At 68.8% G+C, this 25,812-nt stretch carries 30 protein-coding genes; 15 read left to right on the top strand and 15 right to left on the bottom strand.

What is annotated here, in order from left to right:
• The first annotated feature begins 43 nt into the window (after positions 1 to 43).
• Positions 44 to 487, top strand: coding sequence for a putative signal transducing protein (locus GGR12_RS16090; RefSeq protein WP_183205709.1), 444 nt, complete (start codon positions 44 to 46; stop codon positions 485 to 487).
• A 13-nt stretch (positions 488 to 500) separates the two neighbouring features.
• Positions 501 to 671 carry a hypothetical protein gene (locus GGR12_RS16085; protein ID WP_183205707.1) on the top strand — a complete coding sequence of 57 codons (171 nt, stop codon included), beginning with the start codon at positions 501 to 503 and terminating at the stop codon, positions 669 to 671.
• Here GGR12_RS16085 and GGR12_RS16080 read toward each other — a convergent pair.
• Complete coding sequence (locus GGR12_RS16080; protein ID WP_183205705.1) at positions 668 to 1,855, bottom strand: CaiB/BaiF CoA transferase family protein; 1,188 nt, start codon at positions 1,853 to 1,855, stop codon at positions 668 to 670. The two genes, GGR12_RS16085 and GGR12_RS16080, sit on opposite strands and share 4 nt — an antisense overlap.
• A gap of 147 nt (positions 1,856 to 2,002) precedes the next feature.
• Positions 2,003 to 2,269, bottom strand: coding sequence for a DUF6356 family protein (locus GGR12_RS16075; RefSeq protein WP_183205703.1), 267 nt, complete (start codon positions 2,267 to 2,269; stop codon positions 2,003 to 2,005).
• Positions 2,270 to 2,405: 136 nt separating this feature from the next.
• On the opposite strand from GGR12_RS16075, the gene GGR12_RS16070 reads away from it, so the two are divergent.
• The 5 genes from GGR12_RS16070 (at position 2,406) to GGR12_RS16050 (ending at position 8,007) form a co-directional block, all read left to right on the top strand.
• Positions 2,406 to 3,596 (top strand): acyl-CoA dehydrogenase, encoded by a 1,191-nt coding sequence (locus tag GGR12_RS16070; protein WP_183205701.1) that lies wholly within the window; start codon positions 2,406 to 2,408, stop codon positions 3,594 to 3,596.
• Positions 3,597 to 3,729: 133 nt separating this feature from the next.
• Positions 3,730 to 4,542: a response regulator transcription factor gene (locus GGR12_RS16065; protein WP_183205699.1), complete on the top strand. Its 813-nt coding sequence runs from the start codon at positions 3,730 to 3,732 to the stop codon at positions 4,540 to 4,542.
• Positions 4,543 to 4,549: 7 nt separating this feature from the next.
• A complete protein-coding gene (locus tag GGR12_RS16060; RefSeq protein ID WP_183205697.1) occupies positions 4,550 to 6,004 on the top strand; it encodes a sensor histidine kinase in 1,455 nt (484 codons plus the stop codon).
• Between the two features lie 27 nt (positions 6,005 to 6,031).
• Positions 6,032 to 7,348: a trypsin-like peptidase domain-containing protein gene (locus tag GGR12_RS16055; protein ID WP_246328957.1), complete on the top strand. Its 1,317-nt coding sequence runs from the start codon at positions 6,032 to 6,034 to the stop codon at positions 7,346 to 7,348.
• A gap of 326 nt (positions 7,349 to 7,674) precedes the next feature.
• The gene (locus tag GGR12_RS16050) at positions 7,675 to 8,007 is read left to right on the top strand and encodes a DUF2794 domain-containing protein (protein WP_183205695.1); all 333 of its coding nucleotides are present in this window, start codon (positions 7,675 to 7,677) and stop codon (positions 8,005 to 8,007) included.
• Positions 8,008 to 8,062: 55 nt separating this feature from the next.
• Here GGR12_RS16050 and GGR12_RS16045 read toward each other — a convergent pair whose 3' ends face one another.
• The gene (locus tag GGR12_RS16045; protein WP_183205693.1) at positions 8,063 to 8,818 is read right to left on the bottom strand and encodes a Bax inhibitor-1/YccA family protein; all 756 of its coding nucleotides are present in this window, start codon (positions 8,816 to 8,818) and stop codon (positions 8,063 to 8,065) included.
• A 126-nt stretch (positions 8,819 to 8,944) separates the two neighbouring features.
• On the opposite strand from GGR12_RS16045, the gene thpR reads away from it, so the two are divergent.
• The 4 genes from thpR (at position 8,945) to GGR12_RS16025 (ending at position 12,226) form a co-directional block, all read left to right on the top strand.
• A complete protein-coding gene (gene thpR, locus GGR12_RS16040; protein ID WP_183205691.1) occupies positions 8,945 to 9,484 on the top strand; it encodes an RNA 2',3'-cyclic phosphodiesterase in 540 nt (179 codons plus the stop codon).
• Positions 9,481 to 10,020 (top strand): GNAT family N-acetyltransferase, encoded by a 540-nt coding sequence (locus tag GGR12_RS16035; RefSeq protein ID WP_183205689.1) that lies wholly within the window; start codon positions 9,481 to 9,483, stop codon positions 10,018 to 10,020. Before thpR ends, GGR12_RS16035 begins: the two co-directional genes overlap by 4 nt.
• A gap of 82 nt (positions 10,021 to 10,102) precedes the next feature.
• Positions 10,103 to 11,338 (top strand): NAD-dependent epimerase/dehydratase family protein, encoded by a 1,236-nt coding sequence (locus tag GGR12_RS16030; protein WP_183205686.1) that lies wholly within the window; start codon positions 10,103 to 10,105, stop codon positions 11,336 to 11,338.
• A gap of 6 nt (positions 11,339 to 11,344) precedes the next feature.
• Positions 11,345 to 12,226, top strand: coding sequence for a Rossmann-fold NAD(P)-binding domain-containing protein (locus GGR12_RS16025; RefSeq protein ID WP_183205684.1), 882 nt, complete (start codon positions 11,345 to 11,347; stop codon positions 12,224 to 12,226).
• Positions 12,227 to 12,244: 18 nt separating this feature from the next.
• Here the strand turns inward: GGR12_RS16025 and GGR12_RS16020 are convergent, their stop codons facing one another.
• The 5 genes from GGR12_RS16020 to pheS form a co-directional block, all read right to left on the bottom strand.
• Positions 12,245 to 12,859, bottom strand: a complete 615-nt coding sequence (locus GGR12_RS16020) for an EipA family protein (RefSeq protein ID WP_183205682.1) — start codon at positions 12,857 to 12,859, stop codon at positions 12,245 to 12,247.
• 114 nt (positions 12,860 to 12,973) lie between these two features.
• Positions 12,974 to 13,516, bottom strand: a complete 543-nt coding sequence (locus tag GGR12_RS16015; RefSeq protein ID WP_183205680.1) for a TIGR00645 family protein — start codon at positions 13,514 to 13,516, stop codon at positions 12,974 to 12,976.
• Positions 13,517 to 13,526: 10 nt separating this feature from the next.
• The gene (gene pheT / locus GGR12_RS16010; protein WP_183205678.1) at positions 13,527 to 15,935 is read right to left on the bottom strand and encodes a phenylalanine--tRNA ligase subunit beta; all 2,409 of its coding nucleotides are present in this window, start codon (positions 15,933 to 15,935) and stop codon (positions 13,527 to 13,529) included.
• A complete protein-coding gene (locus tag GGR12_RS16005; RefSeq protein ID WP_183205677.1) occupies positions 15,932 to 16,345 on the bottom strand; it encodes a hypothetical protein in 414 nt (137 codons plus the stop codon). The genes pheT and GGR12_RS16005 overlap by 4 nt, the downstream gene beginning before the upstream one ends.
• Positions 16,345 to 17,421, bottom strand: coding sequence for a phenylalanine--tRNA ligase subunit alpha (gene pheS, locus GGR12_RS16000; protein ID WP_183205675.1), 1,077 nt, complete (start codon positions 17,419 to 17,421; stop codon positions 16,345 to 16,347). Before pheS ends, GGR12_RS16005 begins: the two co-directional genes overlap by 1 nt.
• Before the next feature lie 170 nt (positions 17,422 to 17,591).
• On the opposite strand from pheS, the gene GGR12_RS15995 reads away from it, so the two are divergent.
• On the top strand, positions 17,592 to 18,071 hold the full coding sequence (locus GGR12_RS15995; protein ID WP_183205673.1) for a hypothetical protein: 480 nt from the start codon (positions 17,592 to 17,594) through the stop codon (positions 18,069 to 18,071).
• An 80-nt stretch (positions 18,072 to 18,151) separates the two neighbouring features.
• Here GGR12_RS15995 and GGR12_RS15990 read toward each other — a convergent pair whose 3' ends face one another.
• The 6 genes from GGR12_RS15990 to GGR12_RS15965 all read right to left on the bottom strand — a co-directional run bounded on the left by GGR12_RS15990 (position 18,152) and on the right by GGR12_RS15965 (position 23,551).
• The gene (locus GGR12_RS15990; protein WP_183205671.1) at positions 18,152 to 18,967 is read right to left on the bottom strand and encodes a hypothetical protein; all 816 of its coding nucleotides are present in this window, start codon (positions 18,965 to 18,967) and stop codon (positions 18,152 to 18,154) included.
• A gap of 95 nt (positions 18,968 to 19,062) precedes the next feature.
• Positions 19,063 to 19,419 (bottom strand): 50S ribosomal protein L20, encoded by a 357-nt coding sequence (gene rplT, locus GGR12_RS15985; protein WP_183205668.1) that lies wholly within the window; start codon positions 19,417 to 19,419, stop codon positions 19,063 to 19,065.
• Between the two features lie 53 nt (positions 19,420 to 19,472).
• Complete coding sequence (gene rpmI / locus GGR12_RS15980; RefSeq protein WP_003166435.1) at positions 19,473 to 19,670, bottom strand: 50S ribosomal protein L35; 198 nt, start codon at positions 19,668 to 19,670, stop codon at positions 19,473 to 19,475.
• 163 nt (positions 19,671 to 19,833) lie between these two features.
• Complete coding sequence (locus GGR12_RS15975) at positions 19,834 to 21,810, bottom strand: alpha/beta hydrolase family protein (protein WP_183205666.1); 1,977 nt, start codon at positions 21,808 to 21,810, stop codon at positions 19,834 to 19,836.
• 128 nt (positions 21,811 to 21,938) lie between these two features.
• The gene (gene infC, locus GGR12_RS15970; protein WP_183205664.1) at positions 21,939 to 22,460 is read right to left on the bottom strand and encodes a translation initiation factor IF-3; all 522 of its coding nucleotides are present in this window, start codon (positions 22,458 to 22,460) and stop codon (positions 21,939 to 21,941) included.
• Between the two features lie 125 nt (positions 22,461 to 22,585).
• A complete protein-coding gene (locus GGR12_RS15965; protein WP_183205662.1) occupies positions 22,586 to 23,551 on the bottom strand; it encodes a glycosyltransferase family 9 protein in 966 nt (321 codons plus the stop codon).
• Positions 23,552 to 23,620: 69 nt separating this feature from the next.
• Between GGR12_RS15965 and GGR12_RS15960 the strand changes: the two genes are divergently transcribed.
• The 3 genes from GGR12_RS15960 to GGR12_RS15950 are packed head-to-tail and all read left to right on the top strand — an operon-like array spanning position 23,621 to position 24,880.
• Positions 23,621 to 24,382, top strand: a complete 762-nt coding sequence (locus tag GGR12_RS15960) for an alpha/beta fold hydrolase (protein WP_183205660.1) — start codon at positions 23,621 to 23,623, stop codon at positions 24,380 to 24,382.
• A gap of 10 nt (positions 24,383 to 24,392) precedes the next feature.
• Positions 24,393 to 24,620, top strand: a complete 228-nt coding sequence (locus GGR12_RS15955) for a hypothetical protein (protein ID WP_183205658.1) — start codon at positions 24,393 to 24,395, stop codon at positions 24,618 to 24,620.
• Positions 24,621 to 24,652: 32 nt separating this feature from the next.
• A complete protein-coding gene (locus GGR12_RS15950) occupies positions 24,653 to 24,880 on the top strand; it encodes a hypothetical protein (protein WP_183205656.1) in 228 nt (75 codons plus the stop codon).
• Positions 24,881 to 24,883: 3 nt separating this feature from the next.
• Here the strand turns inward: GGR12_RS15950 and galU are convergent, their stop codons facing one another.
• Positions 24,884 to 25,762, bottom strand: coding sequence for a UTP--glucose-1-phosphate uridylyltransferase GalU (galU, locus tag GGR12_RS15945; RefSeq protein WP_183205655.1), 879 nt, complete (start codon positions 25,760 to 25,762; stop codon positions 24,884 to 24,886).
• Between the last annotated feature and the right edge of the window lie 50 nt (positions 25,763 to 25,812).

The following is a 25,812-nucleotide window of genomic DNA, read 5'->3' as shown; positions in this document are numbered from 1 at the left end:
GCGAAAGCGTAGCCGTAAGCAATGCGCGTGCTAGGCTTGGTCAATGAGTCTGGTCGAGATCGCCCGCTTCACCGATGTCTATGAGGCTGACCTCGCGGCCGCCTTTCTCGAGTCGCACGGCATCCCCGTGTCGGTGACAGAGCGGCACCAGACCACCATCGATCCCCTGATGCAGAGGGCCCTGGGCATTCGATTGCTCGGGGCGCCCTCGCACCTCGATGAGGCGCGATCCTTGCTGGACCGGGCCCGAGCGGGGGAGTTCGCCACTGAAGACGGTGACGACATCGACCCTATGGCTACAGGAACGCGTGCCGCCGGTACGGTCATGGCCATCGCCGCCTTTGCGACCGGAGGTTTCTGGGGCAACAGCCTGCCGCGCCGGTTCCGTTCGCCGCCGTGGCAGGGGGTTCTGATTGCCGCCGGCCTGTTCGCCATCGCTTCAGCAGCCGTTCTGATCGGCGCTGAAATGCTGTTGAATCCACCCTAGATCGGACAAGGCGATGAAGATGCGCGAGCCCATGCCTTTGGTCTGGGGGCTGGTCCTGATCGGCGGAGCCTTCTGGGTCCGGTTCGGTCTCGGCCACGAGAGCTGGGTCAACTGGATGATGGGGGCTGCCGGCGTCCTGATGATCGGCTGGTGGCTCTTGCTGCAGCGTCGACGGGATCGCTAGCGCTTCAGTCCGCCCAGCACCTCATCCGTATCGGCCCCCAGCGCCGGCGGCGGCAGGTCGTAGGTCACCGGCGTCCTCGACATGCGGATCGGTGAGGCCACGGTGCGCACCGGGGCGGACAGGTCGCTCCGCGTCTGCTCGACCTCCAGCCCGCGATGCTTCGCCTGCGGCTCGTCGAAGACCTGATCGATGGTGTTGACCGGGCCGCAGGGCACGCCGGCCGCCTCCAGCGCCGCCATCAGCCCGTGCATGGTCTGGCCCGCCGTCAGGGCCGACAGCTCGGCCGTCAGCACGGCGCGGTGTTCGATGCGCAGGGCGTTGGTCAGGAAGCGGGGATCGGCGCCCAGTCCGCCCGCGCCCAGCGCCCCGGCCAGGGCCCGGAACTGGCCGTCGTTGCCGACCGCGATGACCACCATTCCGTCGCTGCACGGGAACGGCTGGTAGGGGGCCAGGTTGGGGTGGGCGTTGCCCATCCGCGTCGGCGCCTTGCCCGAGACGAAGAAATTGGTCGCCTGGTTGGCCAGCATGGCCGCCTGGACGTCGAACAGGCCGATGTCGATGGCCTGACCCTCGCCGGTGGCCCGGGCGTGCAGCAGGGCCGCCATGATGGCGTTCGACGCGTACAGGCCGGTGAACAGGTCCACGACCGCCACTCCGACCTTCATCGGCTCGGCCCCGGCCGCGCCGTCCGGCTGGCCGGTGATCGACATCAGCCCGCCCATGGCCTGGATCATGTAGTCGTAGCCGGCCCGGTGCGCGTCCGGCCCGTCCTGGCCGAAGCCGGTGATGGAGCAATAGACCAGCTTCGGATTCACCGCCGCCAGCGAGGCGTGGTCGAGGCCGTATTTCTTCAGCCCGCCGGTCTTGAAGTTCTCGACCACCACGTCGCAGCCCTTCGCCAGCTCGCGCACTACGGCGGCGCCCTCGGGCGAAGCGATGTCCAGTTCGACGGACTTCTTGCCCCGGTTGGCGCACATGAAATAGGCGGCGTCGCCCTTTGTGCCGTCGGCCTTCGTCGTGAACGGCGGGCCCCACTGGCGCGTGTCGTCGCCGACGCCCGGCCGCTCGATCTTGATCACCTCGGCCCCGAGGTCGGCGAGCAGCTGGGTCGCCCACGGGCCCGCCAGCACGCGGCTGAGATCGAGGACGCGAACGCCGGAGAGAGGGCCGGAGGGCTGGGTCATAGGCTTGAGTAACCCTTCTCCCCTTGCGGGAGAAGGTGGCCCGCGCAGCGGGTCGGATGAGGGGTCTTGCGGGCGTCAGTCGCCGTGCGACCCCTCACCCGTCAGCCTTCGGCCGCCACCCTCTCCCGCAGGGAGAGAGGGAAGGGGTCACAGTCCCGGATCCCAGACGCCGGCTTCCCGCATGCGGCATTCGCGGGCTTCTTCCGCCCGGCCGCCCATGTCGCGGGCCATGCATTTGATCTCGTCCGAGACGGTGGTCTTGTGAATCCCCGGCACCATGGCGTGGAGGAAGGCCGTCGCCGACAGGCGCGCCAGCTTGAAACCGAAGGCGGCCGAGTGGGCCATGTGCTGGAAATAGCTCTCCTTCACCTCGCGCGGGTGGTCGGCGAACAGGCGTTTCAGCGTCCGGATCATTCCCCTGCATACCCCGACGCGGGCTCTCCCTCTACCCGCGGGCTGCATTCTGGCCTAAACCGCGCGTCAGAACAGGGGGTCGATCGTCGCTTGCCGCTCACGATCGCCTGAACCCCGCAAAGCTCAGGAACGCACCATGGCCGACGGCTCCTCCGCCCCGCACAAGACCTTCCGCTGGGAAGACCCGCTGGACCTGAACGGGCGTCTGACCGACGAAGAACGCATGATCCGGGAGGCGGCCCGCGGCTATGCGCAGGAGAAGCTGCTGCCGCGCATCGTCGCCGCCTTCCGTGACGAGACCTTCGACCGCGCCATCATGACCGAGATGGGCGAGATGGGCTTCCTCGGCGCCACCCTGCCGGAACAGTACGGCGGCGCGGGCGTCAGCCACGTGGCCTATGGCCTGATCGCGCGCGAGATCGAGGCGGTCGACAGCGGCTATCGCTCGGCCATGTCGGTGCAGTCGTCGCTGGCCATGTACCCGATCTACGCCTTCGGCACGGAGGAGCAGAAGATGCGCTTCCTGCCGCGCATGGCGGCGGGCGAGCTGGTCGGCTGCTTCGGCCTGACCGAGGCCGACGGCGGCTCGGACCCGGCCTCGATGAAGACCAAGGCCGAGAAGGTCGACGGCGGCTACCGCCTGAACGGCGCCAAATACTGGATCACCAACTCCCCGATCGCGGACCTGGCCATCGTCTGGGCCAAGCTGGACGGCGAGATCCGCGGCTTCATCGTCGAGCGCGGCTTCGACGGCTTCACCACCGACAAGATCGGCGACAAGCTGTCGCTGCGCGCCTCGATCACCGGCGACATCGGCCTGAACGACGTCTTCGTGCCGGAAGAGAACCTGCTGCCGGGCGTGAAGGGCCTGCGCGGGCCGTTCTCGTGCCTGAACAAGGCGCGCTACGGCATCTCCTGGGGCGCCATGGGCGCGGCCGAGGCCTGCTTCCACCTGACCCGCGGCTATGTCGCCGAGCGCATGCTGTTCGGCCGCCCGCTGGCCGCCCGCCAGCTGGTGCAGAAGAAGCTGGCCGACATGCAGACCGAGATTTTCCTCGGCTTCGAGGGCGCGCTGGCGGTCGGACGCCTGCTGGATCAGGGCGCCTGGGTGCCCGAAGCCATCTCGATGATGAAGCGCAACAACTGCGGCAAGGCCCTGGCCATCGCCCGCGAGGCGCGCGACATGCACGGCGGCGCGGGCATCACCGGCGAGATGCACGTCATGCGTCACGCCATGAACCTCGAGACGGTCAACACCTACGAGGGCGCGCATGACGTCCACGCGTTGATTCTGGGGCGCGCCATCACGGGCGAAAGCGCCTTCTGACCGGGTTTCGCTGCCCGCAGCGTCAGGAAAAATCAGCAAAGAGTGATTTTTTCACACGCTAAGGTAGCGATGACGGTGGCGGACTATTGTTATTTCTCTTCAACGCCGTATCGTCCTGTGACGGGAGGCGTACATGAGTGGGGAAGTGACGGGTGTCGGTGTCGATCCATTCGCCCAACTTAGGGATGTGTTCGCCGGGCGCGTAGCCCTGCTTCTCGAAGACGATCCCGCCCTGTCCGAACACGTATCCGGGCGTCTGTTGCAGGCCGGCTTCGAGCGCGTCGACCGCTTCGACGCCGGCGAGGACGCGCTTCGAGCGGCGGTCGCCCGATCCTACGACATGCTGATCCTGGACCGTCATACGCGCGGTCTGGACGGGCTTGAGATGCTCAAGCGCCTGCGCGCCGGGGCCGGTCCCAGCTCGGACGCGCCCGCACTGATGCTCACCGCCCTGGGCGCCGAGCGGCAGAAGGTCGAGGGGCTGCTGGGCGGCGCCGACGACTATCTGTCCAAGCCGGTCGGCGACGAGGAACTGCTGGCCCGAATCGCGGCCCAGTTGCGTCGCGCGGCGCGCCGCGCGCGGCCGGCGGGCGCCGATCTGGTCAACGGACCCTTCCGCCTGTCGTTCGGGGCCCGGACCCTGAGACTGGAGCTGGAAGGCCAGGCGCGCCTGATTGATCTGTCGCCGCTGGAGTTCGCCATCGTCTCGGAGCTGATGACCGCCCGCGGCCAGCCGGTGACCAAGACCATGCTGTGGGACCGCTGCTGGGTGGAGTGGAAATTCCTGCCCGACAATTTCGTCAACATCATCGACGCCCGCATCAGCGCCCTGCGCCGCCGGTTGAAGGAACAGGCACCGGAACTGGGCGAGGGGTTGCATCCCCTGATCGTCTCCGCCCGCAGCCAGAGCCTGATCTTCCGCGACCTGTCGGCCTGGACGGGCTGAGGCGGCGATGACCGGCCCATTCCGGCGGCTGGGGGCCTGGCTGGGGCGGTTGACGACCACACAGCTGGCGGCCGGGATCGCCATCCTGTCGGCCCTCGCCCTGACCGGCTCGGTGGTCGTCATCGGCGCCGCGGTCCGCATGGACCAGCGCGAGCAGGCGGCCCTGGCCGCGCTCGACGACTACGGAGCCATGGCCGAGAAGCTGGGCGCCGAAACCAGCTTCTCGCGCGACACGGTGACCGCCGCCGACGCCGCCTATCTGTCCAACTGGCTGACCGCCTTCCAGAGCGGCCCGGCCCGCGACGGCGACGCCCGCACCCTCGAGGACACCTGCCGCACCGGCCGCGGCGGCGCCGGCGTCCGTTTCATCCGCGCGCCCGTCGGCAAGCCGGCCGGCCTGGCGGAGCTGGAGACCCTGCACGGCGAGGCGGCGCCCCGGCTGGGCGAGGGGGTTCAGGTGATGCGGCTGGAGCGCGGCGTCCTGTGCCCGAACCGCGCCGTCGAGGTCGTGGTGGTCAAGCGCACGGTCGGGGCCCTGAACATCATCGTCGGCCGCGTGGTCGACCGCTCGGGCGACGCCTGGGGCTGGGCCGTGGCCGCCGTCGCCGGAGCCGGCGTGCTGCTGATGGCGATCGGGATCGGGGCCGCCACCTACGGCCGTCGCCGCCTGACCAACGCCGTGGCGGAGGTCAGCCTGGCCCTCGACCGGGCGGCGGTGGGCGACTTCTCGCTGCGCGCGCCCGAGACCGAGGTCGCGCCCGAACTGACCGAACTGTCCGAGCATGTGAACCAGACCCTCGACCGACTGGAGGAGCTGCTGGCCTGGCTGCGCGATTCCTCGGACCAACTGGCGCACGACTTCCGCACTCCGCTGGCGCGCGCCTCGGTCCGCCTCGACCGGTTGAAGGAGAGCGCCGACACGCCCGAGGCCCGCACGTTGGTGAGCGAGGTCCGCGCCGATCTGGACGAGCTGATCCGCGCCATGAACGAGTCGATGGCGCTGCGCGACGGCGAGGCCTGGTCGTTCGAAAGCGTGCGTCTGGACGTGCTGGCGGCCCAGGCCGCCGAGCTCTACCAGGCCCTGGCGGAGGAGCGCGGCGTGTCCATCCGGGTCGAGGCCGAACCCGCCGCGGTGCTGGGCGTGCGCTCCCTGCTGCAGCGGGCGACCGCCAACCTCGTCGACAACGCGGTGAAGTTCTCCCCGGACGGCGGGGTCGTCACGGTGACCGTTTCGGCGGGCGAGGGACGGCCCCGGCTGACCGTGGCGGATCAGGGCCCCGGCTTCGACGCCCGGGTCCTCGACGCGCCCGCCGCCGCCGTCGCCGCCGCCGTCGCGGCGGGCCGCGAAAGCCACGGCATGGGCCTGGCCTTCGTGCGCAACATCCTGAAGCGGCACGGCGCGGCCATGACGATTGATGACGCCCGTCCGGGGGCTGTCGTCACGGCGCAATTCTCGCGCTAGGGTCACGGCTGGAACAGGGGATACGGTATGCGGCGTTCGATGATCCGGGCAGGCGGAGCTTCCGTTCTTGCGCTCGCGCTGGCCGCGCCTCTGCTGATCGCCTCGCCGGCGAACGCCCAGTCCGGCCCGCTGCCCTATGACGCCGAACGCGGCGTCTTCACCTTCGCCACCGGCCTGGAGCAGGCCCTGCCCGCCGTGGTCCAGGTCACCACCCTCGGCCAGTCCGAAGGTCCCAGCTCAGGCGACAACGAACCGCGGCCGGTCGCCAGCGGATCCGGCGCCATCATCGACGCCGCCGAAGGCATCATCGTCACCAACAACCACGTCGTCGAAGGCGGGCGGAAATTCACCGTCGACCTGACCGACGGCCGCATCTTCGACGCCGTCCTCGTCGGCACCGACAAGGCGACGGACCTCGCCGTGCTGAAGATCGAGGCGCCCGGCCTGTCGCAGATCGAGGTGGTCAGCTCCGACTCGCTGCGCACCGGCGATCTGGCCTTCGCCGTCGGCTATCCGCTCGGCCTCGACCAGACCCTGACCATGGGCGTCATCTCCGGCCTCGGGCGCTCGGGCATGGGCGACCGGATCGAGGACTACATCCAGACCGACGCGGCCGTGAACTCGGGCAACTCGGGCGGGCCGCTGCTGGACAGTCGTGGACGCCTGATCGGCATCAACACCTCCATCCTGTCGGGCGGCGGCGGCGGCAACGACGGCATCGCCTTCGCCGTGCCCAGCCGCATCCTGATGTACGTCGTCGGCCAGCTGCGCGCGACCGGCGAGGTCAAGCGCGGCACCACCGGCGCCATTCTCGGCTCGCTGAACGCCGAGCGCTCGCGCGATCTCGGTCTCGGCATCGTCCGCGGCGCCGTGGTCGAGGACGTGGCCCCCGGCTCGCCCGCCGAGGCCGCCGGCCTGCGCCGCGGCGACGTGGTCACCCGCATCCAGAACCGCCCGGTCTCCAACGCCGGCACCGTGCAGGCCACCATCGGCATCGCCGAGCCCGGCACCCAGCTGGACGTCGTCTATCTGCGCGACGGCCGCGAGGGCCGCACGACCCTGCTGGTCGCGCCGCGCGCCGACCGTCCGGTCATTTCCGGTTCTGAAGCCATCATCGCCCGCGGCGCGGGCGTGCGCGACGTCGCCGACGGTCTGCAGGTGTTCGCGGTCGAGGGCGGCTCGCCGGCCGCCGCCGCCGGCCTTCAGGCGGGCGACGTGATCCGCTCGGTCGATGGAAGCAATGTGTCCAGCCTGAGCGCCCTGGGCCGGGCGCTGGAGCGCAGCGGCGAGCGTCGTCTGTCGGTGGACCGCGGCGGGGATACGATCCGCATCACCCTGCCCTGATCGCTGAACCCGGGTTCCGGACAGCAAAACGCCCGCTCGGCCGGGAGGGGGAGGGGGCGAAGCGGGCGTCTCGCTTTGGAGGAAGCATCGGCCCGCCGAAGCCCTGATGGAACGATCCAGGGGGGCTGGGGGGGCTGTTCAGGATCCGGAACCGCTCCGAACTCCGACGAGCCGATGTGTCCGGTGTCACCTCCCAAGGGGGCGGCGGATGGGCCGAACGGAGGCGATTTCTAGGCGTGTGCGATTTATTCGCATTGCGACGTTCATGACACGCCGTTCGATACGACCGGGGTGGCGCCGGACGCGAAGCGGCATAGATTGTTCCCATGAGCGACGCCGCCGATGCGCAGCCTCAGTCCGGACCGGTCTTCTTCGACCGGCGCGAGCTGGACCAGATCCTGAGGGTCTACGGCCGCATGGTCGCCTCGGGCGAATGGCGCGACTACGCCATGATCGGGCATCGCGACGTGGCCGAGTTCGCCGTCTTCCGCCGCCACGGCGACGCGCCCCTCTATCGCATCGAGAAGCGCCCGGCCCTGCGCCTGCGGCAGGGTCAGTGGGCCGTGCTGGGCGAGGGCGGCATGATCCTGAAGCGCGGGCGCGAACTGGCCCAGGTGCTGCGGGTCTTCGACAGCCGCCGCTTCTCCATCGTCGAATAGAAAAAAGGCCCGGATCGCTCCGGGCCTTTTCCTTATCTGCCTGATCCGGAAGGGATCAGCGGCGGGTGCCGAACAGCGCCAGCAGGAATTGGAACATGTTGATGAAGTTGATGTACAGCGTCAGCGCACCGTAGCTGGTGGCCACGCCCATCGCGCTCTGGTTACCACCCAGGGCGTAGTAGGTCATCTTCAGGCGCTGGGTGTCGTAGGCCGTCAGGCCCGCGAAGATCAGCACGCCGGCGACGCTGATGATCAGCTGCATCATCGCGTTTTGCAGGAACATGTTCACCACCATGGCGATGATCAGGCCGATCACCGCGATGATCAGGAAGCTGCCGATGCCGGTCAGATCCTTCTTGGTCGTGTAGCCGAACAGACTCAGACCGCCGAAGGCGGCGGCCGTGATCAGGAAGGTCTGCACCACCGAGGCGCCGGTATAGACCAGCACCACCGTGCCCATCGAGGCGCCGATCAGCGCCACGACCAGCCAGTACAGCGCGCTGGCGCCGCCCGCGGTCGGGTTCTTCATCACGAAGTTGGAGCCCAGCAGCACCACCAGCGGCGCGAAGGCCACGATCATGCCCAGCAGGGTGAAGCCGGTCAGGCGGGTCACGCCGTCAGGGAAGACCTGGGTTGCGAACATCAGGTCGCGCACCGGCGGATAGGTCCCGGTCAGCCAGGCCAGGGCGGCCGAGATCACGAGGCCGATGGCCACCTTGTTGTAGACGCCCAACATGAAGCTGCGCAGGCCCGCATCGACCGACATGTCGACCGTCTGCGGGATGGAATATCCGTTTCTGAAATCGCTCATGGCGACGTCGATCCTCCGTTCGGCCGGGAGATTCCCGACCTTTGGAGCAAATATCGGTCTCTGGCCGGGCTTCCGCAAGGAAAACCGGACTTGGGCCGGGCCTCCGGAGCCGCTACCAACGGTCGCATGATCCGGCTTTTCACCGCCCTGTCGGTCCCCGACGATGTGGCCGAAACGCTCAAGCGTCGCCAGAGCGGCCTGCCCGGCGCGAAATGGCGCACGGCCGAGCAACTGCATGTGACCCTCGCCTTCTACGGCGAGATCGACGAGCGCCGCGCCGACGACCTCGCCGCCGAGCTGAGCCGTGCGGGCGCCGGCGGGCCGTTCGAGATCGCCCTCGCCGGCGTCGGCGCCTTCGGTGATTCGCATCGCAGCCACACGCTGTGGGCCGGGATCGAGCCGAACGAACGTCTGAATGTCCTCGCCGGCCGCTGTCGGTCAGCGGCGGAACGCGCGGGGATTACGATCGAGCGCCGCGACTACCGCCCCCACGTGACCCTCGCCTACCTCAAGCCGCAGACGAACCAGGATCGCATCGGCGCCTGGATCAAGGGTCACAACCTGCTGCATTCGCCGCCGATCCGGGTCGACCGCTTCGGCCTGTATTCCAGCGTGCTCGCCCACGAGGGCAGCCAGTACCAGCTCGAGAGGGAGTATCTGCTTTGACGACCGGCCCCGTGCTGCACACCGAACGCCTGACCCTGCGCCCCATCGCGCTGGAGGACTTCCCCCGCTGGGCCGGGATGATGGGCGACGCCGAAGCCGCGAAATACCTCGGCGGCGCCCAGGCGGAGTCCACGGCGTGGCGCGGCTTCATGACCATGGCCGGGGCCTGGAGCCTGACCGGCGTCTCGATGTTCTCGGTGGTCGATCGCCAGACCGGCCTGTGGCTGGGACGGATCGGCCCGTGGCAACCGCACGGCTGGCCCGGCACGGAGGTCGGCTGGGGCCTGCATCCGGACGCCCAGGGCAAGGGCTACGGCGTCGAGGCGGCGACCGCGGCCATGGACTACGCCTTCGACGTGCTGGGCTGGACCGACATCATCCACTGCATCGATCCGGAAAACGTCCCGTCGCAAAAGCTGGCCGAGCGGATCGGATCGCGGAACCGCGGGCCGACGAAGATGCCCGCGCCGTTCGACCACATCGCCGTCGACGCCTGGGGCCAGACCCGCGACGAGTGGAAGGCCCGCCCGCGGTAGGGAACCGGGGGACAAAGGCCGCGCTTTGACCGGTGCTGCGCATCCGCTAGGCAGGATGCAGGGAAGAATGACGAGGGTGGAAATGCGCGTACTGGTATTGGGCGGCGACGGCTTCTGCGGCTGGCCGACGGCGCTGCATCTCTCGGCCCGCGGCTGGGACGTGCTGGTGGTCGACAACCTCAGCCGCCGCAACATCGACAACGAGCTGGAAGTCCAGTCGCTGACCCCGATCCGCACCATGGGCGAGCGTATCGCCGCGTGGAAAGAGGTCTCCGGCAAGACCATCGAGTTCGTAAACATGACGGTCGGCAAGGAGTTCGACCGCCTGGTCGCCCTGATCCGCGACTGGAAGCCCGACAGCGTCGTCCACTTCGCCGAGCAGCGCGCCGCGCCCTATTCGATGAAGAGCGCGCGCCACAAGCTCTACACCGTCGACAACAACCTCAACGCCACCAACCACCTGCTCGCCGCCATCGTCGAGAGCGGCCGGGACGTGCACCTGGCGCACCTGGGGACCATGGGGGTCTATGGCTACACCACCGCCGGCCTGCGCATCCCCGAGGGCTATCTGAAGATCACGGTCGACACCGATTTCGGGCCCACCGAGCAGGAGATTCTGTTCCCGCCGAACCCGGGCTCGATCTACCACATGACCAAGACCCAGGACGCCCTGCTGTTCCAGTTCTATGCGAAGAACGACGGCGTCCGGATCACCGACCTCCACCAGGGCATCGTCTGGGGCGCCCAGACCGAAGAGACGCGTCAGGACGAGCGTCTGATCAACCGCTTCGACTACGACGGCGACTACGGCACCGTCCTGAACCGCTTCCTGATGCAGGCGGCCGTCGGCTATCCGCTGACGGTCCATGGCACGGGCGGCCAGACGCGGGCCTTCATCCATATCCAGGACACCGTCCGCTGCGTCGAGCTGGCGCTCAAGAACCCGCCGAAGACCGGCGAACGGGTCAAGATCCTCAACCAGATGACCGAGAGCCGCCGGGTCCGCGACCTGGCCGCCATGATCGCGACCATGACCGGCGCCGAGGTCCACAACGTCCCGAACCCGCGCCAGGAGGCCGACGAGAACGAGCTCGTCGTCGCCAATGACCAGTTCAGGGAACTGGGCCTGAAGCCGATCACCCTCGCCGAGGGCCTTATGCAGGACGTCACCGAGATCGCTCGCCGCTACGCCGACCGGGCCGATCTGACGAAGATTCCCTGCGTCTCCAGCTGGAACGGTAAGCGCGCCGACGCGCTGAAGAACGAAAGCGTCACGGTTGTCGCCGGCGGCGCACAGAGCCACGCCCGTTCCGCCTGAGGCCCGATGACCGACGCCGCCCCGCCCGTTTCGCTGCTGGTCTTCGGCGGCGGCTGGCTGGGCCGCGCGGCGGCGCTGGAGGCCATCCGGCGCGGCGGAACCGCCGTCGCCACCTCGCGTCAGGCCGAGACCCGCAGGGCGCTTGAAATGGACGGCGTTCGCGCCGTCGACCCCGATGACGCCGCCGCCCTGGCCGAGGCCGTGGCGGGCGCCACGGCGCTGCTGATCACCGCCCCGCCCGAGGCGACGGGCTGCCCCGGCCTGAAGGCGCTGGTTCCGGCCATCACGGCCTCGGGCGCCTGGCCCGACTGGATCGGCTATGTCTCCTCGACCGCCGTGTTCGGCGACCGCGCCGGCGGCTGGGCCTTCGAGGACGACGAACTGAACGCCGCCTCCCTGGAGGGCGCGCGCCGCGTCAGGGCCGAGCGTGACTGGCTGGACGCCGGCCGAGGCATGGGCCTGACGGTCCAGCTGCTGCGTATGCCCGCCCTCTACGGCCCGGGCCGCTCGCCCGTCGACCGTCTGCGCGACGGTTCGGCGCGGATCGTCCGCAAGCCGGGGCAGGTGTTCAACCGCATCCATCTGGACGACGCGGTCGCCGGCATCTTCGCCTCGATCGCCCGGCCGCGTCCCGGCGGCGCCTATACCTTCTGCGACGACGAGCCCGCACCGGCGGATGAGGTCATCGAGGGCGCCGCCCGTTACCTGGGCCTTCCACGACCGCCCGAGGTCGACATCGACGACCCCTCCGTCAGCGACGCCATGCGCCGCTTCTACCTCGACTCCAAACGTCTCTCGAACGCGCGCGCCAAGGCCGAGCTCGGCTGGCGGCCGAGGTACCCGTCGTGGCGGGACGGGCTGGAAGCGCTCATCCGCGTCGGCGGCTGAGCGCTCCCGCAGGGGCGATCAGAACGGCAGAACGTTGCGCTGACGGCTGTAGCTCATGGTGCCGACGTTGGCGCCGGCGCGCAGGCCCACGCCGGTGCGGATCGGGGCCAGCACGATGCCGTCGGCCTGCTGGTAGTTCACGCCCAGACCGGCGACCAGATAGGCGGTGCCCTCCACGCCGGGGTAGCGGCGGTAGATCATGTCCGGGTGGTACAGGCCGTACACCAGGGTGAAGACCCGGCTGGCGTTGCCGCCGACGTCCCAACCGATCGAGACGCCCTGCCAGAACACTTCCTGCGAGGCGCTGAGATCCTTCATGTGCAGCGCGCCGCGGCCGTAGCGCAGGCCGACGGCGGCCGCGCCGGCGCCCTCTTCACCGGCGATGTAGGCGGTCGGGGCGCCGCCCTGATCGGCGAAGACGCGCTCGATCGCGCCGCCGATGGCTTCCGCGGCAATGCCCAGTTCGCGCGAACCCGCGGCGATCAGTTCTTCCGAGGTGTAGGCCGGCGCCGTCTGGTCCGAGCGGATCGGATAGTTGGGGTCGTGCGGCTGGTTGGTGGTCGCGCAGGCGGACAGGCCCGAGGCGCCCGCGGTGGCGGCGAGGCCAGAGAGGATCAGTTGGCGGCGGTGCATGGCATAGGCTCCGAAGGCGGGGACGGCTCGCCCGACTCACGCAGGCGCTAGGCTTCACCGTCACCGGGCTTTGCGTCAGCCTTGGGGCGGCAAGGTTAACGGGAGATTGCCGGGTCAGTGCTTGGGGGTTTTTCCGACCAGCCAGTCCATCAGGGCCAGCAGGACACCCGAGAAAACGAAGGTCAGGTGGATGATCACGCGCCAGCGCGCCTCCTCGACATTCATCCCCGGCACGCCCACCGGCTCCTGCATGAAGAACCGCAGCAGCTGGATCGCCGAGATGGCGACGATCGAGGCGATGAGCTTGATCTTGAGCGCCGAGAAATCGACCGTGCCCATCCACGGCGGGCGATCGTCCTCGCCATCAAGGTCCAGCCTGGAGACGAAATTCTCGTAGCCGGCGAAGATCACGATCAGCAGCAGATTGGCGGCGAGCGTAATGTCGACCAGGGACAGCACCGCCAGGATGGCGTTGCTGGAGCTCTTCTCGTGCATCGGCTGGAACGCCAGCGGCACGTAGTGGAGCACCTCCTGGGCGAACACGACCAGCAGCAGGCCGAGCGCGATCACGAGCCCGACGTAGAAGGGCGCCATCAGCCAGCGCGACATGAAGATGAACCGCTCCAGCGCGGTCTCGATCCTCGTCTTTACGCTCACACCGGCCTCCTCAGCTCCTGAGTTGGCCCCCCGTCTTGCTCGCCGCCGCGACGACCTTCGCCGACAGCGCCTCGATTTCGGCCTCCGTCAGCGTGGCCTCGACCGGTTGTATCACAACTTCCAGCGCAACCGACTTGTGCCCCTCGGGCACGCCGGCGCCGCGATAGACGTCGAACACCCGCACATCGGCGATCAGGGCCTTGTCGGCCCCGGCCACGGCGCGCACCAGGTCGCCCGTCGCCTTGCCGTCCTCGACCACGAAGGCGAAGTCGCGGGTCAGTGGCATCAGGTTGGCCAGATTGGCCGCGCCGCGCGCCTTGGACGCCTTCCCGCGCGGCTCGGGCACCGCGTCCAGCACGATCTCGAAGGCCAGCATCGGCGCATCGGCGTCCAGCGCCTTCAGCACACGGGGGTGCAGGGCGCCGAACTCGACCATGACGTTCTTCGGACCCAGCTGCAGCCGCGCCGAACGGCCCGGATGCCACCAGTCGCGGTTCTGGCCCTGGGTCAGTTGCAGCGACGCCGTCGGCGCGCCCAGCTGGTCCAGCAGGGCGATCAGGTCGCCCTTGAGCGCGAACAGGGCGTCCTCGGCGCTTCCGCCCCAGTGACGCGCGCTCTTCGGCGCCAGCAGGCCGGCGATGACCGTGCGCTGTCCCGTCGGGCTGTCGTTCAGATAGATCGGGCCGATCTCGAACAGGGCCGCATCGGCATGGCCGCGGGCGGCGTTGCGGGCGGCGGCCTGGATCAGGTTCGGCAGGGCCGAGGGCCGCATGCAGTCCAGATCGGCGGCGATCGGGTTCTCGACCACCAGCCGCTCGTCGCCGCCGCCGAACAGGGCCGCGGTCGATTGCTTGGTGAAGGACCAGGTGACGGCCTCGGCATAGCCCATGGCGGCCAGCGCCCGGCGGGCCAGACGCACCCGCGCCTGACGCGGGTTCAGCACGCCGCGCGACGGCGCGCCCTGGTCGGGCAGGGGCGTCGACGGCAGTTCGCCGAAGCCCTCGATGCGGGCGACCTCTTCCACCAGATCGGCGGGGCCTTCCACGTCCCGGCGCCACGACGGCGGCGTCACGGTCCAGGGCGAACCGGTCTTCACCGCGAAGCCCAGGGCGGTCAGGATTTCGGCGATGCGGTCGTCGCTCAGCGACAGGCCGGTCAGCGATCCGACGCGCGCCGGATCGAAGGCGAAGCCCGAGGGCAGGGCCGGGGCCGCTCCCGCCACCACGACCTCCGACGGCTCGCCGCCGCACAGATCGAGGATCAGCTTCGTCGCCAGCTCGATGCCGGGCACGGGCGAGGCCGTGTCGACACCGCGCGCGAAGCGGTACTGGGCGTCCGAGTTGATCGTCAGGGTGCGGCCGGTCTGGGCGATCAGGATCGGATCGAACCAGGCGCTCTCGAGGAAGACGTCGACCGTCTCTTCCGAACAGCCGGTGGACTCGCCGCCCATCACGCCGCCGAGGCCGATCGGGCGCTCGCCCGCGGCGTCGGCGATGACGCACATGTTCGGATCGACCGTGTAGGTCTTGCCGTCCAGCGCGATCAGATGCTCGTGCTCGCCCGTATCCTTGGCCACCTGTCCGGCGCGGACGACGATGGTCGTGTCGACCAGCTTGGCGACGTCATAGACGTGCAGCGGCCGGGCGCGGTCGTAGGTGATCAGGTTGGTGATATCGACCAGGCGGTTGATCGGACGCAGGCCGATCTCGGTCAGGCGGCGCTGCAGCCAGTCGGGCGACGGGCCGTTCTTCACGCCGCGGATCGTCCGGCCGGCGAACACCGGGCACATCTCCGGCGCCTCGATCCGCACGCCGATGGGCGAGGGGAAGCGGCCGGGGATCGGCTCGATCGCCGGGGTCTTCAGCACGCCGAGACCCGCGGCGGCCAGGTCGCGCGCGATGCCGGCGACGCCCAGCCAGTCGGGGCGGTTGGGGGTGACCTCGAAATCGATCACCGGCTCGGCGCCGAACACGCCGGCGGCGGGCTCGCCCACGGCCAGATCGTCGGACAGCTCCAGGATGCCGTCGCTATCGTCAGCCAGCTCCAGCTCGGAGGCCGAGCACAGCATGCCGTGCGAGACCACGCCGCGCACCGGCTTCTCGACCAGGGTCACGCCCAGGCCGGGCACATAGGCGCCGATGGGGGCGTACATGGTGGTCAGGCCCGCGCGTGCGTTCGGCGCGCCGCAGACGATCTCCTTGCGGCCGTCGACGGTGTCGACCTGGCAGACCTGCAGGCGGTCGGCGTTCGGATGACGTTCGGCCGAAACGATCTTCGCCACCGTGAACGGGGCCAGCGAGGCGACCGGATCGTGGACTTCCTCGACCTCGAGCCCCGCCATGGTCATGGCGTCGGCGACGGCGTCGACCTCGGCGTCAGTCTCGAGATGCTCCTTCAGCCAGGAGAGAGTGAACTTCATGGCCTGGAGGGTCCGATGCCTTGGAGGAATTGATCGAGGAAGGCGGCGCCGCCGGTGAAGCCGACGCCGAAGAAGCGGCAGTTCTCGAACACGGTGTCGGCCACGGCGATCGTGCCGACGACCTGTTTCGGGCCCACCGGGCGCAGCAGCAGGTTGCGGATGTCGCCGCCGGATTCGCCCATGTTGCAGTTGTGGAACTGCACCCCGCCGGTCGCCAGCAGCACGGCCGGCCCCTCGATGACGCAGTTGCGGAAGGTCTTGCGCTCGATCATCCGGCCGCCGGCGGCCACGATCTGGCGGTACACGCTGAACAGCGGCAGCGTCATGCCGTCATAGACGTCGCGCGACGCGAGATCCTCGGGGACCTCCACCATCGGGCGCTGGGAAACCATGTTGTTGTTGAAGGTCATCAGGACAGTCCGCTAGCCGGATTGGGCGCCGCGAAGGCGGAGAAGCCGTAGTGCGCGAGCCAACGGGTGTCGGCGTCGAACATCGGGCGCAGGTCGGGGATGCCGTATTTCAGCATGGCCAGGCGATCGACGCCCATGCCGAAGGCGAAGCCCTGGTATTCGTCGGGATCGATGCCGCAGTTCCGCAGCACGTTCGGGTGCACCATCCCGCAGCCGAGGATCTCCATCCAGCTGTCGCCGGTGTTCAGCTTCAGCTCGCCGCCCGAACGGTCGCAGCGGATGTCCATCTCGGCCGACGGCTCGGTGAAGGGGAAGTGGTGCGGGCGGAAGCGCGCATCGACGCCGTCCACCTCGAAGAAGCGGGCGACGAAGGTCTCCAGCGTCCACTTCAGGTGGCCCATGTGGATGCCCTTGTCGATCACCAGGCCCTCGACCTGGTGGAACATCGGCGTGTGGGTGGCGTCGCTGTCCTTCCGGAAGGTCCGGCCGGGCGCGATGATGCGGATCGGCGGCTTCTGGGTCTGCATGGTCCGCACCTGCACCGGGCTGGTGTGGGTGCGCAGCACCTTGCGCTCGCCCGTTTCCGGGTCGGGCTTGAGGAAGAAGGTGTCGTGCATCTCCCGCGCCGGATGTTTGGGCGGGAAGTTCAGGGCGGTGAAATTGTGGAAGTCGTCCTCGACGTCCGGACCCTCCGCGACGGCGAATCCCATGTCGGCGAAGATGGCGATCATCTCGTCCATCACCTGCATGGTCGGGTGCACGCTGCCCTGGCGGCGCGGGCGCGGCGGCAGGGTCAGGTCGACGTGCTCGGCCTTCAGACGGGCATCCAGTTCGGCCGCCTCCAGCTCGCCCTTGCGGGCGGCGAGCGCCGACTGCACCCGGTCGCGCAGGCCGTTGATCATCGGCCCCTTCTCGCGACGTTCGTCGGGCGACATCGCGCCCATGCCCTTGAGCAGGCCGGAGATCGATCCGGACTTGCCCAACGCGGCCACGCGCAGGTCTTCCACGGCGGCGGCGGTCTCCGCCGAGCCGATGGCGTTGATGAGATCGAGTTCGAGCTGGGCGAGATCGGTCATTGTGGGCAGTCGTCTAGCCGATTTTTGCGCCAGGTCGAATCCTGGCCGTCGATTTCGTCCCGGCGGGTGTGATCACCGGAACGTGATCCGGTGCGAGACAGGGCGAATCGCCCGCGCTATGGGGGAAGCGGCGCTGTAGCCAGCGTTCGGTTTATTTCGGGGGAAGAACCATGAAGTCCATCATTCCGGCCCTTGCGGGCCTTCTCATGCTTGGCGGCTGCGTGTCGGCCGGCGCCAGCGGCGCTGTCAGCCCGCTCGCCAACGACGTGCGCGACAACGCCCGCATCACCGTCGTCAGCCTCAGCAGCGCGCCGGACAACGTCAGTGCGGAATTCAAGGAGACGTTTGAAGGCGCGGTGCGCGGCCAGCTGGGCAAATGCGCCACCGGCTCGCAGGCGCTGACGCTGGAGGTCACCCTGGACGGCTTCACCGCTCCCAACCTCATCGCGGCCTATATGGTGCCGATGGCCAGCAAGGTCAGCGGCGTGGCGCGTCTGCGCGACGCGGGCGGCGCCGTGGTCGGCGAGTACCGCATCGAGCGTTCGCTGACGATGGGCGGGACCTTTGGCGTCGCCGCGGCCGCCAACGCCGAGGTCAACATGAGCAACGCCTTCGGCGAAGAGCTCTGCAAGCAGGCGTTCAAGGCCTGATCCACGTCAGGTGCTGAAACAGAAGACGCCCGCTCCGGTCTCCGGGGCGGGCGTTTTTCTTGCCGCGCCTGCTCCGGTCGTCACCACGGATCGGGCGGACGGGCGCAGTCGTCGTCCGTGGCGTTGTGAAAGGCGGACGGCGTGAAGCTCCATCCGACGCGGTCGGGCTTGCTGTAATCCCGCCGGATGACGACCTGGGCGCAGAACTCGGTCCGGTGGCGAACGGAGTCCGAGAAGATGTCGTCGTAGTCGACCGAGCCGAAGACCACGGCCTCGTGCGCGGGGCCCATATCGTCGTCGTCGGACAGCATCGGATCGAACGCCGTCGCCTCCGGGGTGACGCTTCCCCCGGCCGAGAGATGGCTGATCCTCAGGGGCGCCTGGGCGTAGGTCGGGACGAGGTCCATGTTGGGGGCGTCCGCAGCCGGCAGTTCACCCACGGCCCAGACCACATTGACCCGGCGAGCCGGTGTCCGGCCGACGTTGGTCAGGACGAACGAGGGGGTGATCAGTCCCCTGTCGTCGATCATCAGGGCGTAGTCCCCGACCTCCAGATAGGCGCGTATCGCGTTCTCGGTGCCCTCCCGGGTCACCATCAGGGCCTGGCGGGAGATGGCGTTCGAGGCGCGGGCGATGTGCAGGGACCACAACACCAGGCACGTCCCCACGAACGACAGGATGGCGCCGAGCCATGAGGGCAGGATCTGGCTCTCCGCCGCCTCGACCGCCCGAAGCTGGACCTTCAGGGCGTTCGCGGCCTGGGCATCGGATGCTGCCGAAGCGGCGGGCGGCTCGCGGGCGTCAACCGGGCGGGTCGGCGCCTGCGACGCGGTCAGCGCCGCCCAGAGCCCCAGGATCAGGACAGTCCGGCATGCGGTGCTGATCGCTCGGCGCATGGGGCCAAAGTACAGCGTTCTCCGGCCGGCGCATACGAAAACGCCCGCCCCGGCGGACCGGAGCGGGCGTTTCGAAATCGTCGTGACGCTGTGGCCTAGGCGGCCAGGGCGCCGCGGACCTGGTCGGCGATCGCCTTGAAGGCGACTTCGTCAGCGGCCATCGCGGCCAGAACCTTGCGGTCCAGCTCGATGCCGGCCTTGCCCAGGCCGTGGATGAACTGGCTGTAGGTGAAGCCTTCGATCCGGGCGGCGGCGTTGATGCGCTGGATCCACAGGGCGCGGAAGTTGCGCTTCTTGGTGCGGCGGTCGCGGTAGGCGTACTGGCCGGCGCGATCGACAGCGGCCTTGGCCGTGCGGATGGTGTTCTTGCGGCGGCCGTAGAAGCCCTTGGCCTGCTTCAGAACTTTCTTGTGTTTGGCATGGGACGTTACGCCCCGGGTGACGCGAGCCATGTCGCTATCCTTTCAAATTCGGTGTGGAGATCAGGTCGAAAAGCGCGCGCCGATCAGGCGTACGGCATGTAGGACTTGATCTTCTTGGCGTCGGCGTCGGCCATGACCGAGGTGCCGCGGTTCTGGCGGATGTACTTGCTGTTGTGGCTGATCAAGCGGTGACGCTTGCCAGCAACACCGGCCTTAACCTTGCCAGTCGCCGTGAATTTGAAGCGCTTCTTGGCGCCAGACTTCGTCTTCAGTTTCGGCATTTTCACTCTCTATATCTGAGCGGGTCCCTGTCCTTCGGGCTACGAGAGCCCTCGGTTGGAAACCCTGATTGAGAACCGCCCAGGCATGCCTGTTCGCCCGGCGGTTCGGTACGCGAAGGCGCGGCTTCTAGTCGAAGCGGGCGCCGAACGCAAGGGAAAGCCGTCACTGTGGCGGGTTGTGGGCCTCCAGGAACCGCACGGTCTCGGCCAGCATCCGCAGCCGGGTCTCCGATCGCGACAGCCAGTGATCCTCGCCGGCCAGCTCGATCATCTCGTACGGCTTTCCGGCCTCGCGCAGCGCACTGGCCATGATCCGGCTCTGATGGATCGGCACCACGGTGTCGTCCTTGCCGTGCAGCAGCAGGATCGGGGCGTCGGCCTGTTCCGCCAGGCGTGCCGGGGACAGGGTGTCCAGCCGGCGGTCGCCGGTCCTCTCCGCGCCCATGAAGCGGTTCCAGTAGCGCACCGTCTGATTGTCGCGGCGCGCGCCCTGATCGGCCTCCCACTGCACCATGCGGCGCAGATCCGATACGCCGGCCACCGAGACCGCGCACCGATAGACGCCCAGGTCGAGCGTCGCTCCGGCGAGGGCCGCATAGCCGCCGTAGCTGGCGCCGACGATGCAGACCTTCGCCGGATCGGCGATCCCTTCGCCGACGAGGTGGCGCACGCCGTCCGACAGGTCGGTCTGCATCTTGCGGCCCCATTCGCCGTAGCCGGCCTCCAGGAACGCCAGGCCGTAGCCGGTCGAACCGCGGAAATTGGGCTGCAGCACCGCATAGCCGCGCGACGCCAGGGCCTGGGCCCACCAGTCGAAGGTCATCACGTCGCGGGACGCCGGCCCCCCGTGGGCCAACACGACGAGCGGCAGGTTCGACGGGTCGGTCACGCCCGGCGGCAGGGTGAGGTAGGCGTGGATCTCCAGCCCGTCCTGGGCCTTGTAGTGCACCGAACGCACCTCGCCGACATGCTCGGGCTTGATGGCCGGATAGGTCTCTCCGACGATCTGGGCGGTCCCGTTGTCGAGGTCGATCAGCCGGTAGACGCCGGAATCGCCGGTTCCGCTGGTGAAGACCACGACCTGTTTCAGGTCGTCGCTCCAGGAGACCAGCTCGGGCGCCCCGTCCTCGAACGCATCGTCGATCGCCGCCCAGACGCGCGCGGCCATCGGATCGGTGAAATTGTAGGTGACCCCGTCCTCGCCGGTCGTGCCGGACCCGATCAGAAGTCCCGTCCGGGGATGGTGCATCAGGAAGCCCGGATGACCGTCGAACTTCAGCGGCTCCCATACGCCGGTGTCGACGTTGACCTCGAACAGGTTCGACAGGCTTCCGTCCTCGCCGGAGCCCTCGGACGGCGCCAGGTCCTCGCGACTGGCGTTGACGATGATCGTGCGCGGCGATCGTCCCTGGCCGAGCAGGTAGGGCGAGTCGACCGGAGCCTCGACCGTCCAGGCCGTCGTCAGGCGTCCGTTGCGCGGGAGCAGCAGGGTCCATTTGCGCGAGCGCTCGTTGTAGTCGGAGCGCGCCAGCGGGCGGCCCTCCGGGTCCAGCACGAAATCCTCGACATCGAGGTCCGCGTCGACCGCCACGCGGCCGAGGCCGTCCCCGGGGCTGACGCGGAACAGGTTCAGGTCCTCGGCATTGCTCGGCGAATAGCCGCGCACGAAGATCGTCGGGCCATCCGCCGTCTGACGCACCCGCGGCGGACCGAACATGATCGGCAGGACGTCGCGGTTGCGCTGGAAGATCCGCAGCAGCGACCGGTCCTCGATCGAGAAGATCTGGCCCATGTAGAACTCGCTTCTGGGCACGCCCAGTTGCGGAATGGCGGCGGTGACGGAGGTGGTGGCCAGCACCTGATCCTCGCCCACCCACTGCAGGTCGCGCACCTTGGCGTTGCCGATGCGCAGGCCGCCGGCCGCGGTCCCGGCCGACAGGTCGGTGATCAGCATCGCGCGGTCGTCGGCGATGACGGTGACGAAGGCCAGTTGATCGCCGGCGGGCGATATCTGCACCAGCTCCAGCGACGGCAGGGCGCCGTAGGCCTCAAGCGGTGGTCGCTGCGTTTCCTGCGCGTATGCGCCCGTCGCCAGCACCATGGCCGCCGCGGCGACCGCAAAACCCGTACGTATGCTCATGCTTACTCCCCCGCGCCCAGATCACCGAAAGCGTGGCCGTACGCAACCGGATTTCCCCGGGCCGCGGACAGAAAAACGCCCCGGCCGTTTCCGACCGGGGCGCTTCTGATCTGGTGGATCGACGGAGCCTACTTCGGCGCCAGGATCATGATCATCTGGCGGCCTTCCATACGCGGCGCGTACTCGACCTTGGCGATTTCCTCGAAATCGGCCTGGACCTTGTTCAGCAGCTTCATGCCGAGCTCGGGGTGGGCCATTTCACGACCGCGGAAGCGCAGGGTGACCTTCACCTTGTCGCCCTCGTCGAAGAAGCGGTGCATGGCCTTGGCCTTCACCTCATAGTCGTGGACGTCGATGTTCGGACGGAGCTTGATCTCCTTGAGCTCGACGACCTTCTGGCGCTTGCGGGCCTCGGCCTTCTTCTTCTGCTCCTGGAAACGGAATTTGCCGTAGTCGAGAATCTTGGCGACGGGCGGATCTGCCGTGGCGACGATTTCGACCAGATCCAGCCCGGCTTCCTCAGCGGCCTCCAGCGCGGCGGAGGTGGGCATGACTCCCTGCTTCTCGCCATGCTGATCGATGAGCAGCACACGGGGGGAGCGGATTTCCTGGTTCATACGCGGCCCATCCTTGACGGGCGGCGTTTGCATGGGACGGCGAATGGGCGTCGTTTCCTTATGTGGTCGGAGAAGGCGTCGGTTCTGACGAGACGGAGCGCGCGATAAATCGCGGCGTTCCCCTCTGGGGCCCTATATGACCGCCAAACCCCCTGTTTTCAAGGCTTCGCGGGCGTTTCCGGCGTGATGTAGGCGTCGTGCAGCGCGATGACGGCGTCGAACACGTGGTCGACCGTCAGGTCCTCGATGGGCGCGAACTGACCGCGGGTCTCGTTGGACGCCGCCGTGCGGGTCTTTGGACCCCACGGCCCGTACAGCCACCACTCGGTCGGCCCGAACAGGCCCAGCGTCGGGCGGCCCGCCGCGGCGGACACGTGCATCAGGCCGGAGTCGTTGCCCACGAATAGCGCCGCGCGGCCGATCGCCGCGGCCGAGGCCAGGATGTCGCCCTTGCCCACGAAGTCGACGCCGCGCTCGCCGGCGGCCTGCAGCGCCGGGGTCGCGGGCGGCCGGTCGCCCGGTCCGCCCACCGGCATGAAGCGCCAGCCGTCGAAGCGCGGCTCGGCCTTCATCTTCTCGACCAGGGCGCCCCAGCGGTCGGCCGGCCAGCTCTTGCCCGGCTGGTGCGCGATGGGGGCCAGGGCGATGATCGGGCCCGGGCCCGCGCCCGCCTCCAGCTGCGGATCGATGACGGCCGCGGCCTCGTCGCGCGCCTGGTCGTCGAAGAAGATTTCCGGCGCCAGCGGGGTGTCAGAGCCCATCAGGCGCGACACCATCTCGACCTTGCGCACCCCGGTCTCCCACGACCGGTTGTAGACTACCCGCCGCTTCGCCGGGATCAGGTAGCTCAGCGCCGATCCGCGGATGTCGATGACCATCTCCCAGCGGGTGCCGACCACCTGCTTCCACAGATCGACCCAGTGTCCGGCCATCTTCTTCTTGTCGAGTATGATGACCCGCTCGACGCCGGGCGCGGCCCGGAACAACGGGGCGGGCGGGCGGCCGCAGGCGACGGTGATCCGCGCGCCGGGGATCTGGCGGCAGATCTCGCGGATGATCCCCGACGAGATGACGCAGTCGCCGATGCGGTTGGAGGTGACGAACAGGACCTTCTTGTCGGACACGCTTTGGCCTTCGCTTCGCTTGCTGGCGTTCGCTATCAGTCCTGGAACGATTTCGCGAGAGGAACGGCCATGGATGATCTGGAACGCCTGACCCGGCCGGACGGCGAGACCCTTGCCCTGAAGCGTGTCGAGGGCTCGGGCCCCACCGTCGTCTGGATCGGCGGCTTCCGCTCGGACATGGAGGGGACCAAGGCCTTGGCCCTGGACGCCGCGGCGCGCGAGCGGGGCTGGAACTACGTCCGCTACGACCATTTCGCCCACGGCCGGTCCTCCGGCGACTGGCGTCAGGCCACCATCGGCCGCTGGCGCGAGGACGCGGTCGCCCTGATCGACAGCCTGGAGGGGCCCGTCATCCCTGTCGGCTCGTCCATGGGCGGCTGGGTCGCCCTGCTGGCCACGCTCGCCCGGCCGGACCGCGTCGCCAGCCTGGTGCTGGTCAATCCGGCCCAGGACTTCACCGAGCGTCTGATGTGGCCCGGCCTCGCCGATCATGAACGACAGGCCATCCTGCGCGAGGGCGAGACCCTGATCGTCGAGGAGGGGCTGGGCGAATACGTCCTGACCCGCCGGATGTTCGAAGAGGCCCGCGACTGGCTGCTGCTGGACGGCTCCATCGCCATCGCCGCGCCGGTGCATATCCTGCAGGGGCGTAAGGACGACGTTGTTCCGTGGCGTCATACCATCGAGCTGATCGAACGGCTGAACGGCGGGGACGTGATGCTGGACCTTGTCGCCGACGGGGATCATCGTCTCTCATCACCCGCAGACCTTGACCGTCTGGTCGAGGCCGTCGAGCGGAACCGGGGCCGTGCCCCCACATTGATTGGGTAAGGAGATCGCCATGCGAACGTCAGCAGCCATCGCCCTCATGGCCGCAGGCCTCGGTCTCGCCGCCTGCGCCAACACGGGCGCCACCGGAACCTACCAGACCGAACTTCAGCGCCTGAACGAGGACTGCCGCAGCCGCGGCGGCATCCTGGTCCCGACCCCCGGGCAGGAAAACGCCAACCCGGCCGCGAACAATTTCTGCCAGATCAGCGGACGCAACGCCTCGCGCCTGTCCGAATAGGCGGCGTTCGCGGAGCACAAGGAGGCTCCACCATGCGTGCAATCATCCTCATCGCCGCCGGCCTGACCCTGGCCGCCTGCAGCAGCACGGGTCAGCCGATCGAGAGCGCGTCAGGCAAGACGGCCGAGCTGGCCCGCGCGTGCAGCGACCGGGGCGGCATTCTCGTCCCGTCGCCCGGCCAGATGACCGGCCGGCCCGAGGTCGACAATTTCTGCAAGATCGAGGGCGCGATGGCCACCCGCATCCCGCCGCAGCAGTAGCGGCTACAGCAGGGCGGTGATCGCGGCGCGCGCCGCCTCGCCGAGGTCCGGCCGCTTTAGCGCCAGGGCGACGTTGGCCCGCAGCAGGCCGATCTTGTCACCGCAGTCGTGGGTCACGCCCGCGTATTCGACCGCCGTGAAGCGCTGGTCGCGCATCAGCCGCGCCATGCCGTCGGTCAGCTGGATTTCGCCGCCCGCGCCGCGCTCCTGCGTCTCCAGAATGTCGAAAATCTCCGGCTGCAGGATGTAGCGGCCCGAGATCGACAGGTTCGACGGCGCCTCGCCGCGCGGCGGCTTCTCGATCATCCCCTTCATGCGGATGCGGTCGCCCTCGCGGCCGTCCGGATCGACGATGCCGTATTTGTGGGTCTCGCTCTCCGGCACCGACTCCACGCCGATGACGTTGCCGCCCAGCTCCGCATAGACGTCGGCCAGCTGCTTCAGCGCGCCCGGCTGACCGTCCACGATCACGTCCGGCAGGATCACCGCGAAGGGCTCGTCGCCGATGATGTCGCGGGCGCACCAGACCGCGTGGCCCAGCCCCTTGGGCTGCATCTGGCGGGTGAAGCTCATCTCGCCGGCGCTGGCCAGCTCGGCGTTCATCATCTCCAGGATCTCGATCTTGCCCTTGGCCAGCAGCTGGGCCTCAAGCTCGATCTGGTGATCGAAATAGTCCTCGATCGCCCCCTTCGAGCGGCCGGTGACGAAGACGATGTGCTCGATCCCGGCCTCCCGCGCCTCTTCCACGATGTAGCTCAGGATCGGCCGGTCGACGACGTTCAGCAGTTCCTTGGGCGTGGTCTTGGTGCCGGGCAGCACGCGGGTGCCGAGGCCGGCTACGGGCAGCACGGCCTTGCGAAGGCGGCGGGCGTGGGCGGTCATACGAAGTCCTGAACAGCGAAGCGGTGCGCACACTAACGCGCGTCGCGAAA

Source organism: Brevundimonas lenta (genome assembly GCF_014196335.1).
GTDB lineage: Bacteria > Pseudomonadota > Alphaproteobacteria > Caulobacterales > Caulobacteraceae > Brevundimonas > Brevundimonas lenta.
The sequence above is the reverse complement of the archived record's forward strand: the minus strand, read 5'-3'. Positions and strand labels throughout refer to the sequence as shown.